At 61.2% G+C, this 12,639-nt stretch carries 16 protein-coding genes; all 16 read right to left on the minus strand.

The annotated features are described in order from the left end of the window. Positions 1 to 32: 32 nt before the first annotated feature. The 16 genes from AC07UC_RS20020 to AC07UC_RS20095 all read right to left on the minus strand — a co-directional run bounded on the left by AC07UC_RS20020 (position 33) and on the right by AC07UC_RS20095 (position 12,158). Entirely contained in the window at positions 33 to 2,030 is a 1,998-nt protein-coding gene (locus AC07UC_RS20020; protein WP_494907167.1) for a DNA polymerase, read from the minus strand. A gap of 407 nt (positions 2,031 to 2,437) precedes the next feature. Beyond that, positions 2,438 to 4,078 carry a toprim domain-containing protein gene (locus AC07UC_RS20025; RefSeq protein ID WP_494907168.1) on the minus strand — a complete coding sequence of 547 codons (1,641 nt, stop codon included), beginning with the start codon at positions 4,076 to 4,078 and terminating at the stop codon, positions 2,438 to 2,440. After that, positions 4,079 to 4,249, minus strand: a complete 171-nt coding sequence (locus AC07UC_RS20030) for a hypothetical protein (protein ID WP_494907169.1) — start codon at positions 4,247 to 4,249, stop codon at positions 4,079 to 4,081. It abuts the gene before it with no gap. Further along, positions 4,246 to 4,749, minus strand: coding sequence for a hypothetical protein (locus AC07UC_RS20035; RefSeq protein ID WP_494907170.1), 504 nt, complete (start codon positions 4,747 to 4,749; stop codon positions 4,246 to 4,248). The genes AC07UC_RS20030 and AC07UC_RS20035 overlap by 4 nt, the downstream gene beginning before the upstream one ends. Then, positions 4,750 to 4,929 (minus strand): hypothetical protein, encoded by a 180-nt coding sequence (locus AC07UC_RS20040; RefSeq protein ID WP_494907171.1) that lies wholly within the window; start codon positions 4,927 to 4,929, stop codon positions 4,750 to 4,752. A 2-nt stretch (positions 4,930 to 4,931) separates the two neighbouring features. Continuing rightward, positions 4,932 to 5,168 (minus strand): hypothetical protein, encoded by a 237-nt coding sequence (locus AC07UC_RS20045; protein ID WP_494907172.1) that lies wholly within the window; start codon positions 5,166 to 5,168, stop codon positions 4,932 to 4,934. Beyond that, positions 5,165 to 5,650: a hypothetical protein gene (locus AC07UC_RS20050; protein ID WP_494907173.1), complete on the minus strand. Its 486-nt coding sequence runs from the start codon at positions 5,648 to 5,650 to the stop codon at positions 5,165 to 5,167. Before AC07UC_RS20050 ends, AC07UC_RS20045 begins: the two co-directional genes overlap by 4 nt. Positions 5,651 to 5,653: 3 nt before the next feature. Next, a complete protein-coding gene (locus tag AC07UC_RS20055) occupies positions 5,654 to 6,457 on the minus strand; it encodes a hypothetical protein (protein ID WP_494907174.1) in 804 nt (267 codons plus the stop codon). A 156-nt stretch (positions 6,458 to 6,613) separates the two neighbouring features. After that, complete coding sequence (locus AC07UC_RS20060) at positions 6,614 to 7,216, minus strand: RNA ligase family protein (protein ID WP_494907175.1); 603 nt, start codon at positions 7,214 to 7,216, stop codon at positions 6,614 to 6,616. Then, entirely contained in the window at positions 7,216 to 7,572 is a 357-nt protein-coding gene (locus AC07UC_RS20065; protein ID WP_494907176.1) for a hypothetical protein, read from the minus strand. Before AC07UC_RS20065 ends, AC07UC_RS20060 begins: the two co-directional genes overlap by 1 nt. Next, a complete protein-coding gene (locus AC07UC_RS20070) occupies positions 7,569 to 7,835 on the minus strand; it encodes a hypothetical protein (protein WP_494907177.1) in 267 nt (88 codons plus the stop codon). The genes AC07UC_RS20065 and AC07UC_RS20070 overlap by 4 nt, the downstream gene beginning before the upstream one ends. A 176-nt stretch (positions 7,836 to 8,011) precedes the next feature. Continuing rightward, complete coding sequence (locus AC07UC_RS20075) at positions 8,012 to 8,341, minus strand: hypothetical protein (protein ID WP_494907178.1); 330 nt, start codon at positions 8,339 to 8,341, stop codon at positions 8,012 to 8,014. Then, complete coding sequence (locus AC07UC_RS20080) at positions 8,338 to 8,538, minus strand: hypothetical protein (RefSeq protein WP_494907179.1); 201 nt, start codon at positions 8,536 to 8,538, stop codon at positions 8,338 to 8,340. The genes AC07UC_RS20075 and AC07UC_RS20080 overlap by 4 nt, the downstream gene beginning before the upstream one ends. Positions 8,539 to 8,622: 84 nt before the next feature. Continuing rightward, positions 8,623 to 11,109, minus strand: a complete 2,487-nt coding sequence (locus AC07UC_RS20085) for a DNA-directed RNA polymerase (RefSeq protein ID WP_494907180.1) — start codon at positions 11,107 to 11,109, stop codon at positions 8,623 to 8,625. A gap of 273 nt (positions 11,110 to 11,382) precedes the next feature. Continuing rightward, complete coding sequence (locus AC07UC_RS20090) at positions 11,383 to 11,553, minus strand: hypothetical protein (RefSeq protein WP_494907181.1); 171 nt, start codon at positions 11,551 to 11,553, stop codon at positions 11,383 to 11,385. After that, positions 11,553 to 12,158, minus strand: coding sequence for a hypothetical protein (locus tag AC07UC_RS20095; RefSeq protein WP_494907182.1), 606 nt, complete (start codon positions 12,156 to 12,158; stop codon positions 11,553 to 11,555). The genes AC07UC_RS20090 and AC07UC_RS20095 overlap by 1 nt, the downstream gene beginning before the upstream one ends. Positions 12,159 to 12,639: the final 481 nt, after the last annotated feature.

The raw sequence follows: 12,639 nt of genomic DNA on the forward strand, positions 1-12,639 counted from the left end.
TGTAGACGAAGCCCGGCGCGTTCTGAGGTGCCTTAGTGTGTCTCGGCCCAGTTCGCTCCCACGACGGAATTGCCTGCGAGAGGGCAGCGGAACTTGTAGTACTCGCCAGCAAGTCGGATGGCGTCCTGCGCCGTCTTCCCCACCAGCTCTGCTTTGTCTTCATCGACCTCGATCTGCCATTCGTCGTGGACGTTCGCGACGAACTCGTAGTGGACGCCAGGGACCAGCCCGAGCGCCTGAAGGTTGTTGTCTAGGATCACGAGAGCGCGCTTCATTTGGATCGCCCCTGCGGACTGCAGCAGGGTGTTCAGGGAGGCGTGTGCCGAGCGCACCATGAGGATGCGACCGTCGAGCCCCTTGATCCAGCCTTGGGTCTTGGCCTTGCGGGCCACCGCCTCGGACAGCTTGCCGAGCGCCGGCAGTGCCTTTAGGAACTTCGCCCTGGACAGCTTGCCAGCGGCGATTGCCTTCTGCTTGGACGAGGTGACCCCGAGGATGTTGCCCAGGTTCTCGTCGCCTGACCCGTAGATGAAGGCGTAGAACCACGTCTTGGCCGTGTCTCTGCTACACCCAAGCGCCGCAGCGTTGAGGGTGTGCATGTCGGTGCCAGCGGCCTTGTTGCCTTCGAGGACGGTCTTGATGTAGGCGCCGCCGTCGTAGGCAGCCATGTAGCCGGCGAGGTCACGCAGCTCCAACGCATCAGCGTCACAGCCAACGAGCTTCTTGCCCTTTCCGACGGTCCAGCATTCCCGGCACTCGTAGCCGTATGGAAGCAGCTCACCGGTCTTCTTGTCGTGGATGCCCGGCACCTGGGCCATGTTGGGCTTGGAGTGGGTCATGCGACCCGTCACCGCGCCGTTCGTGGCTACCTTGCCGTGGACCCGACCGTTGACCTCATGCTTGAGCCAGGCCTCTTTGCCCTCGGCGACTTGGCCGATGCGCTTCTGGACGATGAAGTACTCGCACAGCACCTTCGCGGACGGGTAGGGGAGCCCCTTGAGTGTCTCGTCGTCGACCTTCGGGTGGCCATCGGAGGTGAACTCCGTGGGCTTCCAGCCGAACAGGTGCTTCATCCGGTTGGCGACGTCTTGCCGCGAGCCGGGGTTGAACGGTAGCAGCTTGACCTCGGTGTACGGAGCGTCGGTCGAGTAGTGTATCTTCGGATAGATCGGCTTCTTGTTGCCGTCCTTGTCGAGCTTGAACTCGCCGTTCTTCTTGACCTCGTAGCCGACCGGCTTCAGGTGCTTCTGCGATACACTGCGGTCGATGGTCGGGGTCTTCGGCCCGAGGTTGCGGAACCACGGCCTGAACTCGGATTGCAGTGCGCGCTCCAGATCGGCCTTGCGCTGCGCCAGAGTGCCGTGAAGGTCTTGGACCTTGCGGAGATCGAGCTTGAAACCATAGGCTTCCTGACGGGCCACGATGCGGCGCACGTCATGCTCAAGCTGGATGCTCTCTTCCGAGAAACCTTTCTTGGCCAGCTTCTGCCACAGGCGGTCGGTGACCTCGACGTCCTGCTCGCAGTAGTCCTGCATTTCCTGGGACCAAGTGCCCCAGACGTAGTCGACGGCTTCCTGGCCGGTGAGACCCTTGGCCTTTGCTTCGGCCTTCTTGATCTCGCCGTAGTCGCCCTTCCAGAGCCCCATGCGCTGGCCCCAGCTTTCGAGGCTGTGCCGGCCCAGGAGTTGCTTCTTGATCCACTTCCCAATGCCGAGGCGCTTCTCTTGCCGGAAGTCGGCGTCGAGCATGTCCGCGTACATGAGGCGAGACATGATCAGGGTGTCGCGGACCTTGCCTTTCGGCTTGAACCACGGGCGCACCTTCTGAATGGCCGGGATGTCGAAGTCTTGGATGTTGTGGCCGACGATGAAGTCAGCCTCCATGAGGAGCTTCAGCCCAAAGTCGACGCTCGGCCCGGTCTCGATATGCCGGCCAGCTTCAACGACTAGCTCTTCGGGGTGGTGGTCGTGACAGGACCATATGCCGCCTGTCTCGGTATTCTTGATGACCAACGAGTGGATCGTGGTCATCTCTGGGATCAGTCCGTTCGTCTCGATGTCGAAGACGAGGGTGGTGGGGTGGATTGCATTACCTCTTGAATTGCGCCCACGACGTCCCTCCACGCTTCCGCGAACAGGACGATGCTGGCAGTTCTGCCTTGGAGGATTAGGCGGGAGCCCTCGCGCCGAACGATCAGCGCTGAGGGGACGTTCTCGTTGGTGTGATCGAAGGTCAGACTTCGACCCCCGACGTGAGCCACTGCTCGGGGTAGCGCCTTGGCGTCACGAAACTGCAGGGTAGGAAGAAGGGGTTGGGCTCACCCACGACAGCCTTGAAACACTGGCTCTTGGGGGCTTCGGAGGGCACCGCGGATTTTGCGGGTGGTGGCAGCAGCGCGGCCCACAGGATGAACCCGAAGGCCAGCCAGAAGCCGATGCTAGAACGGGGTCTCGTCGTCGGTCTCGTTGGAGAAGCCGTGGTCATGCGCTTCCTTGTCTTTGAAGGGATCATCGTCGCGGACGAACAGGCGTCCGGTCTCCGAGTGGAACCCGAGGTTGATGGTCTTGCCGGTCGCGTTGCCGGTGAAGCGGTCTTTGAGGATGCGGAAGATCGTGGTCGCCGCGATGATCGGGTCTTCGTGCTGCTGATCCCGCTCCAGGCCGAACATGAAGAACGACCAGAAGCCGATTGAACGGGAGCCCCTGAAGTGTCGGATCATGACGCGCCCGCCTTCCTCGTGGGGTTTCCCATCCGGTGTGGCGAGGTGGCTGACGAAGGTGATGACGACCTGAAGCTCGTTGGCCAGACCGGCCAGCTCCTTCATGATCGTGTTCAGCTCCTCGGTCTCTTCCGCCAGGGCGGTGAGGTGGTCGAGGTAGAAGATGCGGACCCCGAGGCTCGCCGCCATGTAGCGGATGTGCCCCTTGACCAGCTCCCAATCGGTCTGACCGAAGTTGTCGTAGAAGTAGACCTTGCCCCGCATCTCTTCGAGCGCGCGGCGTAGCTCGTCCTTCGTCCAACTGCCGTCAGGCACATGGAAGCGCTTGCCGGCGAACTTGCCTGCTGCGCGCTTGGCGGTCTCCTTCGGCTTCTGTTCGAGGAAGATCGCGCCGACCACCTCTTGCAGCTCGTTCACGTCGAAGGCGATCTGCTGCATCAGGAAGTCGGTCTTGCCGATGCCCGTGCCAGCGCCCACGCCGTAGATTTCGCCGAGGCGACGACCATATGTGAGCTTGGTCAGTTCCTCGAAGCACCAGGGCAGACCCACAACTGGATCTTCCAGAGCGTCCTCAAGGATGTCGTCGATGCAGACGAGGCCGTCAGGACGGTAGACCTTGGCACCCCAGATGGCGTCGATGGTCTCCTTGATGCGGCCCGCCATGAGCATCTCGTTGGCGTCCTTCAAGGGGAGCGAGGCGATGCGCAGCTTTCCCGGTGTGAACGGGATCACCTTGCATTCGTCGGTCGCCTTCTGGCCGGGCTCGTCCTGATCGAACATGAGGACGATCTCTTCGAACTGCTCCAGCCATTGGAGGTTCTTCCGCAGCGCCTTGGCCGCGCCGTCGCACCCGTTGGGGATCGAGACGACAGCCCATTTGTGGCCCTGCATCTGGCTGAGAGAGATCGCGTCCAGCTCACCCTCGGTGATGACGACGCGCTTGCCGCCATCGCGCCAGAGCCACTGGCCGTAGAGGCACATGTCCTCCTTGTTGCCCTTGGACCGGAAGTCCTTCCCCTGGAACCTGATCTTCTGCCAGACGAGTTGCTGCGCGCTGTTTCGGTAGTTGAACAAGCGGACGGGCTGGCCGTTCAGGTTCGAACGGGTGAAGCCCCACTTCTGCGCGCTTTCGAGGTTGATGCCTCGGCTTGCCCAATCGCTGGGCTCCCCGAGAGGAACGAAGTCTGTTGTCCGGGGCTCTGCAGCCTCGGCTTGTTCTGTCAATTCGTGGTCTCCGGGTTCGTAGTATCGGCAGCCAAAGCAGTAGGCGTGGCCGTCCGTGTACCGGGCGAGATTGTCGCGGGAGCCACACTTCGGGCATGACTCCTTGCGCAGAAACTCACTGTCGGTTTCGTGCATTCATCCTTGGGGTGGATCGTTTTGGAACTGCTGGAGTTGAGCGATCTCGTCGACGAAGATTGTGTTGACGCGGGTGCCAACGATCTTGGCTGTGAGCAGGGGTTTGCCCATTTGCCGTCCCGAGACGAGGAGCTGGTAGCGTAAGACCGCGAGCTTCTCGGCGGCGGTCATCGGCGACGCATCGTCGGGTACAGCTTGGCGAACTCGCTGCGGAGCTTCGGGATCAGCGTTCGGGTGATGTGTTCCTCGAACTGCCGGCAGACCATCTCGAAGAGGTGAGGGTGATCCTGCTGGTTGATCACGTCCATGTCCCGCATGACGTATCGGCACTGGAACGCATCAGGACGCCAAGTGACTTGGTACGACTGGGTCATCTCCATCGGGTGTCGTTCAGCGGAGCTTTCGAACGAACCGTGGGTGACCGGCCATGCGACCCTGCCGTAGAACTCCTTCTCCAGGCCGTCCATGTGCTTGGCCATAGCCTCGCAGCGGAGGTGGTAGTCGTGGATGGTTCGCATCAGGTCATAGATGCGGTCCTCGTAGACCCGAGACATCGCGTAGACCTCGGCCTGGGTCTTGCGCGGGAGGTACTTGTCGATCAGCTCGGTGACCGAAGGGTAGGACTTGGAGCGGGCCTCTCGACCCGTCCAAGCCCCGCTATCGATCTCCAATCAGAACCAGCCGAGGACAGCGCCGATGATGCCGACCGGGATGCCGACGATGCGGATGATGCCCATGGTGGTCAGAGGAGCGTCAGCCGTGGCGAGGTGGATGACGGCGATCAGGTTCATGACCCAGCCGGCGAGCGCGGCGATGATCAGGGTGAGCTGGAAGATGATGGCAGCCTTCATGATTAGGCCACCAGCTTGCGGATGCGCTTGGCGATCTTGTCGGCATCGGCAGCGGCTTCCTTCGCTGCAGCCTGGGCGGCGACCTTCACGGCGATCTGAGCGTCGAGCAGCTCGGCCTTGACGTTGTGGTGGGCGACCACGGCTTCCAGCTCGGTGATGGCCTTGTTGAAGCCGGCGACGGCCTTCGCGGTCGAGGGGGTGCGCTTGATGAAGTTGATGACGGTGGAGAGGATGCTCATTTCTTTGCCTTCGTTTGGGAGTTGAGGATTGCGTTCAGTGCCTCCACGCGACCGGAAGTCGGTGGCTCGTCGATCCATGCTTGGGGGATTGACTTGTCGGCGTAGAGGAAGCCTTGGGTGTTGCACCACATGGCGTAGGTGGTCTGGGACTGCTTGGAGATGCGGGTGCCTGAGCGGCTGAACACGAACCGGATGTCGAGGTCCGGGTGCTGTTCCTTGATCAGCTTGTGCTTGTGGCGATCGGCAGTGACGAACTGTCCCTTGGTCTCCACGATGATGCCGTTGTCGAGCAGGCGGAAGTCAGGTGTGTACTTCGCCAGCCGGGCAGGGACCTCGTAGGTGATCTTGAAGCTCTCGTAGGTGTAGGGGACGCCGGCATCATCCAGCTTCCCCGCCACCACATCTTCGAGCCCTGAGCGGAACCCCTTGGCGACAGCGATCTGCCGCGTCGAGGTCCGCTTCGGGTATGTCGGTCTTGGCAAGGCTTAGAAGTCGTCTTCGCCTGCGGGCTTCTCGGAGGTGCCTTCGTCCGACGAGGTGTTCTCGCCCACCGTTTCCTCGACCTGATCCTCGGGATCGTAGCCATAGCCTTCCTCTTCGCCGAAGCCGTAGCTGTTGGCCGAGCGCTCGCCCTCAGACACGAGGTCGATGATCTGGACGCCAGCCAGCATCAGGGTCAGGCCAGCGGCAGCGGTGCCGGCCACGAAGTACGGACGGGTCGCGAACGAGACCTTGCCGATAGTGCCCCCCCAGATGTTCGGGAAGGTGAACGTGATCTTGCCCGCCTTGTCCTTGATCGGGTTGCCCTTGCCGTCGCGCTTCTGGATGCCCTTGATCTTGGCACCGCGAGCGTCGAACAGGTCCGGCCTGCGGGTCCAGAACTGGCCTTCCTTCGGGCCTTTCTTGAACTCGCCCGAGGCCTTCATTTTGAACTTGAACTCGACGTCGCCGGTCTCTTCCTCGGTCTCCTGATCGTACAGGACCGTGAAGAGGTCGTTCGGCTTGACCGAGCCCAGCTTCTTGCGGCTCTCGACCTTCAGCTCAGCGAACTGGCTCTCGGCGTCACGAAGGGCTTCCTCGTACAGCGACTGCAGGGAATTGCCGTCCTTGTCCTTGCGGTTGACGAAGGCGTCGGCGTCGGCCTTCGACATGCGGAACTTCAGCGAGTATTCGCCGTCCGGCTTGGGGTAGTCCTTGTTGCCGTAGTCGGGCTCGTTCAGCTTCGGGTAGACGAAGGTGCCACGAGTGGTCGTGAAAGACGGAAGCTTCTTCTTGGTATCGGTTGCCATGCAGTACTAGTTCCTTTTTCGGAGATGTTCAGACGGAATAACGGCGTTCGAGGGCCTCAACGTCGAAGCCCAGAGCGGAGAGCTGGAAGACGAGGTCGACAGGGATTACCTGTCCGCGCTTCCAGAGGATGATTGCGGCAGTCAGCTTCTGGTGCATTATGCGGCAGCCGTCCATTTCCCACCGTCAAACTCGAAGGTCTTCTTGAGGAGGAGCTTCGGGCCACGGAGGTAGACGATGATGCCTTCGGGGTTTGTGTAACCAGGCACCAGGGTGGAACCGTTCTCGGCGAGATGTTCCATGGCCGCGTCAGCCACAGCCTCGGAGTACGGGCCGGTGTAAAGGATCGGCACCACTTCGCAGCAGGCCGGCGTGTTGGGGTTGTGAGCGCCCCAGCGGTCGGTGTTGAACAGGGCGAAGCGCTTCTCGGCGCGACCATAGCCGCACTGGATTTTGCCGCCGTACCATTCACCGAAGTGCTGGCCGTGCCCGAGCTTCGCAAGCTCTACGGCGTTCTCCTGCACCCAGCCGGCGAAACCGAAGTTGTCAGTCTCCTTGCCCGGCGTGATCCAGCGAGTGCGGGAGCCGGCGCGGATGGACAGACCATCGACCACGGCGACGACCTGGGGATGCTCGTAGTCCTCGGCCTGGGCCTGACGGATGACGACCTGGGCGTTGCTGCCGTCGATCTTCTCGGTGATCGTGCAGTGCTGGCTGAACTTGGCCAGACGGGAGAGCTTAGGGAAGGCGATGAAATCCATCAGGCCACCTCGTGCTTGAGGACAAGCTCGATAGCCTCGGGGAACTTGTCGACGATCTTCTCGACCGTGGCGTTGATGCCCAGGCCGAAGCGGACGTACTGGGTCAGCACATCGTGGATGTCGGACTTGTTGACCGTGACCGCGCGGACCTGACCGAACGTGACCTTCTTCGCCTTGGCCTTCTCGACCACCGTGAAGCGGGTGGCGCGGTACATCCCCGAGCGGCCTTCGAGGCCAACGTGGTTGCCAGTCGTGCTGACCTTGCGCACCAGATAGGTCTGACCAGTTGCCAGCCTGCCGTTGGTGCAGAGAGCGTCGTTGCAGCGGACGGTGTCGCCTTCGTTGATCTTGCTCATGCCAGTTCGCCTTTCATGTATGCGTCGATGCCACGGAACTCGGCGCGCTTGCCGTCGTCCCCGTTGATGAGGTTCTTGGTGACCGTGAAGGCTTCCTGAGCAGGAATGCCGAGGTGGTCTGCGAGGGTGAGGAAGACCGTTGCAGCGCCCATGATTTGGATTTCGGGGCGGAAGTCCTGCAGGCGGTCGAGGACAGTCATGGACGCCATGGCGACGTCGCGGGGTGTGGCCGTGTTCAACACGTCACGGTTAAGCCGGGGCATGTGGGTCTTTCCAATTTGAGTGGATGAAGAGGAGGATCAGGGTGATCGAGATGATCGCGGTGGCCGCTTCGATGGTCATGAGAAGAACCACCAGACGGCCACGATGCCGGCGAGGTCGATGGCCAACAGGTTGACCAGCAGCGCCAGGATCAGGGCGACAGCGACGTTGTGGCCGGTCATGCGACCTCCAGAACGGCTCGGATGTGGTCTTTGACGCGACCCTCTTCGCCCCAGGAACCCTTGAGGCGGCGCAGGATGGCTTCGCGGGTGACCGCTTCAGGCTCCCACTGGTCTTCCAGGCCGTAGCAGGAGCAGTGACTGCCGTGGACCTCGAACAGGTGGCCGGCCCTCTCGAACAGCACGTAGGCTGAGCCGCTGTAGTCCTCGTAGGTGTATGAGGCGACCAGCACCTCGGCACCCTCCAGGGCAGCGTCGTCGATCCTGAAGTCCGACTTCATGCCGCCGAGCTGGCTGTCTTCCCAATCGTGGAGGAACAGGCTCTTCATGCAGCGGCCCTCCGGTTGCGGAAGGTGGCCTTGCGCTGTTCCTTCTTGCCGAAGTAGCCGCGCTCCTTCAGGCCCTCGATCAGGGTCCGACGAACCTCATAGCGCTCGGTCTTGGACGCGGCGGCGAGGTCGATGTTGAGCGAGCCAACGGTGATGTCCTGATGGGCAGCGCCCATGCGGATCGTGATGTTCTGCATGTGATGAAATCCTTCGATGATGTTTCGTAGGGCTAGTTGTCACCCTAATCTCCCCGATGGGATCAGGTCCCTTAGCGGAGGTATTCAGGCAAAGAAAAAGTCCGACGCCATGATAGCGTCCAGGTTCAGGTCTCCTTTCGAGGGTAGGGGGTCTATCTCGTCGACCGAGGGGTTGTTGTTGATGATCTCCTCCCGCAGGGCTGCGAGGGGGTCTTGCTTGTACATGCTGACGAACACCGACCGGAGCATGGTGGCGAGCCGGGTGGTATTGCAGGCGTGGGTGCCATAGCTGTCATGGATCATGGCGAAGTCGGTGATGCCCTCGGCTGCCAGCGCGGCGACCGTGAGGATCATGGCCGAGGCATCCATGGAGTGGACGTAGTTGGGGCTGATCGACGTGGCCTGCTTCGCCGCGTTGATCTTGTCGGTGTCGTCGTTGACACGCAGTTGCACCATCTTCCCGGCGATCTTGGTCTTGAGCATCCGGGTCGTCATGTCGAGGTAGCTCTGGTACGCCACGAACCCACTGGGGGTCGTCCAGTGGATCGGGCGGTTCTCCTTGCCGATCACTCGGGCTGTCTTTTGGAGCCACCCCATGGCGTCCCTGGCGGCGATCACCACGTCCCCGATGCTTTCCCAGATGATACTGGACAGGAACCCGATGGCCTTCTTCAGCTCGTCGCCAAGGTTGTGCTTGTAGCCTGCCGCGATCTTGGCCTTCACGGCCTCGTCGACATACTTCAGGCAGGACCGTGGCGTTCCCCCGTAGGGCAGCACCATGACGGGGCGCTTGGTCACCTTGCGGTCGATCCCCATTGTCAGCCACTCATGTGCCCATCGTTCCCTTTCGGGATCAGCTCCGTTACCGGAGACGATAAGACGCAGTTGTGCCATCACGCGGTCAGCGACCACCTGATAGATGTCCTGGGGCTTCTTCGCTGGGATCAGGTTCACCGCCGCGCCGCCGACACTGTCGAGGAGCATGGCAGAGAAGTGCTGCAGCCCGTTGCAAGAGCCGTCGAGGGCGATAGGAAGGTGAGACACGAAGTCCTCGCCTTGCTGATCCAGCGCCAGCCACTCGAAGCAGAACGCAAGGAAGCACCAAGGCTTGTCTGCCTCGGTCCACCACCTGTTGGCGAAGGGATCAGTCGCCTGCGCCCAGATTAGGAACCGGTTATCCTCGACCCATTTGACGCGCTCGTCGAAGGACACCTTGTCAACACCGAACGTGTTCGCCCCATGGATGGCCAGCCATCGCTCCCCGTCGTCCCCGAGGGGCTTCCCATTGGTGAACCGCAGCAACGCCTTGACTGCGTCACTGCCCTGTGGGTTCAGGACGTCCGGCACCGGGTAAGCCCGACCACGGAAGTCAAGGTTGTGGACGAAGTAGATCGCCGCCTCAGGGCCAAACCGCTCAGCTAGGTCGAGCATCTGCTGCTGCTTGAGACGATCCTGCCGAAGCTGGAGGTTCTCCGCGTAGACGTCACGGGCTGCCCACTTCCACTCTTTGAACTCCTTCTGGAGCCGCTCGGGCAGGGTCTTTAGGTCGACCCCTTCAGGGACACCAATGGGTCGATCCGGCTTTGGCTTGTCACCTGGGACGAGGCCAGCGATGCCTTCCTTCGACTTGGCCAGTTCCTTCATCACGTCGAGGATGCCCCGGTTGATCTGCCAAGGCGTCCGCTGAAGGGCGTTGAGGCCACGGAGGACATTGGATAGGTCGGCGCGCTGAAGCAGCTTGAGTTGGCCAGGACGGGCGCGGCGCACCAGGGGCAGGGGCCGGTCGAGTTCCGTGAAGTACCCGCCGCCTGACAGGCCAGTCCAATCCTTCGGCTGGATTAGCGTGGGGAGGAAGTCTGGGAACAGATGCTCGCCACCCCGGATAGACTGTTCGATCCAAGCGTTGGCGCGATCAGACAGGTGGACGAGATACTGGTATGGATGGTTGTCGGTGCTACCGCCGTCCTCGGCCTGTTTGATGGTGGCCAACCCGGTCTGCTCGCAGAACAGCTCGACGAGCTTGACGCCGAGGTGGATCATCTCCGTCCTCGACCAGCGATCCCACGGGATGCCACATTTGCCCATGGCGTAGGTTAGGACCGTCGCCTTATGCTGCTCGGTCGCACCATCATCAGATAGGCGCTTTAGCTCGAACCGGAACTTGTCCTTGTTCTGGCTTTCAAACTCCGCGAAGCGGGCCTCCAGCTCCACAGCCCGAGCGACCGAGACGGCGAGCGTCATCAGCACTGGGGCGCGAGGCTTCATCATGCGCGCCAGGATGGCTCGGCAGGCGAGATAGGACACGACGCCAGGGTTCATGTCCTTGATGAGCTTGGCGGCTACCGCGCGTGGCCCTGGACGACCACTGTAGGTCTCCTCAATGAACCTCGTGATGCCCTCGGCGACGAGTGGGACCGAGCCCTCAAGGATGCAGCGCCCGGTGTCGGTCTCGTAGCCGCGCTCCTTGTCGATATTTTTTCTTACCCGAGAGAGGTAGCGGTCCCGACCAAGGCCGGACATCTCGATCTCCAGCTCGATCTGCCGCTGGAGCATGTGGTCGTGATGCGTCATTCGTTCTCCGGTCTTCGTAGTGTCGTTTCATGAGGGCCTGCCGGTATTCCCACCGGATGGCGTGGAGGTCGTTGCTCACCCACCAAACCCAACGGTCCATTGACCAGACCCTGATCACCACGTCCCTGACCTGGGTCCAGCCCGTGTAGTCGATGGTGACGCGAGGCTCGATCTGGAGACCCCAGGGGCCGGCCTCAGGTATCTCCTTGCGGCAGACCTCGGTGATCCACTGGACGGCCTCGGCGCGCGCCGCTGCATGCTGCTCCTCCCTAGTCATCGGAACCACTGCGGGTTCTTGCGGGCGAAGCCCTGGACCAGGGTGTCGGCGTAGTGGTTGGCGTGGGGGAGGTTCAGGTGTATAGCCCAGAGGCACAGCTTGATCTCCTCATATGAGAGATCGCTGAACTCCATCATGCGCTTTATGCCCTTGCGGTTTTGACCCATCAGGCAGCCCTCCTGAGGCTGACCCGATCTGCAAGCTGCTCGTATTGGTTGAGGCGAGCCAGGAGCTGGTCCGGCGTGAAGCGCTCGTAGAGGCCGTCCAGTTTGGGAGCCCGAGCGTTCGTCATGAAGGTCCGCGTGGGGTGTCCGATTGGCACCTTGTCGGCGAACTGGTCAAGGACGATGACGGTGCCCTCGGCATGCATGCGGATGGTGTGCAGCTCTTCGGCTGCCATGAAGTAGGTCTCGCCGGGCGTGTAGCGATACCGCTTGGTCTCGATCAGTTGCACCTCCTGTTTGAAGGTGAAGCCGTCGCCATCGTTCAGCGGGGTGCGCCACTCGAACTCATTGTAGACCTCGCCCTTCATCCAGCCGTCGTCCTCGCCGGCCTCGCGGTAGGTCGAGTTGGACATGACGCCGGACAGGATGGTGGTGGTGAAGTTGTAGCGGTGGTCGTGGGGGCTCACCACCTCAGGAAGCTGCGAGACTGCGCCGTCGAAAAAATAGACCTTGCGAGTGTGTTCGGGGGTCCGCTGCAGGCAGAGGTAGTCGAAGCCACGGACGTGGAAGTTGCGATACGAGTTCGCAATCATCTGCTCGATGTTCACGGGCTGTTCTCCTGATTGTCACTTTGTCACAAAATTTTGTCACACAGCCCGTTTGTCACCGCATCTATCTCCGCTAAGGGAGATATCGGTGAAACCCAGAAATCCTTAAGGATCATAGGGGTTTAGGCTATTTTGGGGGAGTAGCTCCGGTGGGGGAGGTAGGGTGGATCACAACCTAAATCTGGTGCGTCTACCAGTTCCGCCATACCCGCATGGCCCGGCAATCTCATGTAGCCATCATTCTGTCAATGTCGGAGACAAGATGTCGGGTCAGGGCCGAAATGCTGGTTATTCGCCTAAACGCGAAGACTGTTGAAAATTAGCCTCGCCTGTGACAAAAGGCGTGTCAAATGTGACGGGACGCGACGATCCGCTTCTACAGAATGTGATAAGAAGTAGGAAAAACAAGAACTTATTCACATTTTGGAACGCAGCTTGGGAGAGTTTGAGCCGTAATTTCGGTCAAATCGCCAGGTTCCGT

It is taken from the genome of Mesorhizobium sp. GW821-FHT04C10, assembly GCF_059420305.1.

Bases quoted from the DNA above. Each gene is read 5' to 3' on its own strand.
- AC07UC_RS20055 (WP_494907174.1), bottom strand. From the start codon at position 6,457: ATGGCAACCGATACCAAGAAGAAGCTTCCGTCTTTCACGACCACTCGT.
- AC07UC_RS20040 (WP_494907171.1), bottom strand. From the start codon at position 4,929: ATGAAGGCTGCCATCATCTTCCAGCTCACCCTGATCATCGCCGCGCTC.
- AC07UC_RS20090 (WP_494907181.1), bottom strand. From the start codon at position 11,553: ATGGGTCAAAACCGCAAGGGCATAAAGCGCATGATGGAGTTCAGCGAT.
- AC07UC_RS20075 (WP_494907178.1), bottom strand. From the start codon at position 8,341: ATGAAGAGCCTGTTCCTCCACGATTGGGAAGACAGCCAGCTCGGCGGC.
- AC07UC_RS20080 (WP_494907179.1), bottom strand. From the start codon at position 8,538: ATGCAGAACATCACGATCCGCATGGGCGCTGCCCATCAGGACATCACC.
- AC07UC_RS20065 (WP_494907176.1), bottom strand. From the start codon at position 7,572: ATGAGCAAGATCAACGAAGGCGACACCGTCCGCTGCAACGACGCTCTC.
- AC07UC_RS20025 (WP_494907168.1), bottom strand. From the start codon at position 4,078: ATGCACGAAACCGACAGTGAGTTTCTGCGCAAGGAGTCATGCCCGAAG.
- AC07UC_RS20085 (WP_494907180.1), bottom strand. From the start codon at position 11,109: ATGACGCATCACGACCACATGCTCCAGCGGCAGATCGAGCTGGAGATC.
- AC07UC_RS20070 (WP_494907177.1), bottom strand. From the start codon at position 7,835: ATGCCCCGGCTTAACCGTGACGTGTTGAACACGGCCACACCCCGCGAC.
- AC07UC_RS20030 (WP_494907169.1), bottom strand. From the start codon at position 4,249: ATGACCGCCGCCGAGAAGCTCGCGGTCTTACGCTACCAGCTCCTCGTC.
- AC07UC_RS20045 (WP_494907172.1), bottom strand. From the start codon at position 5,168: ATGAGCATCCTCTCCACCGTCATCAACTTCATCAAGCGCACCCCCTCG.
- AC07UC_RS20020 (WP_494907167.1), bottom strand. From the start codon at position 2,030: ATGACCACGATCCACTCGTTGGTCATCAAGAATACCGAGACAGGCGGC.
- AC07UC_RS20060 (WP_494907175.1), bottom strand. From the start codon at position 7,216: ATGGATTTCATCGCCTTCCCTAAGCTCTCCCGTCTGGCCAAGTTCAGC.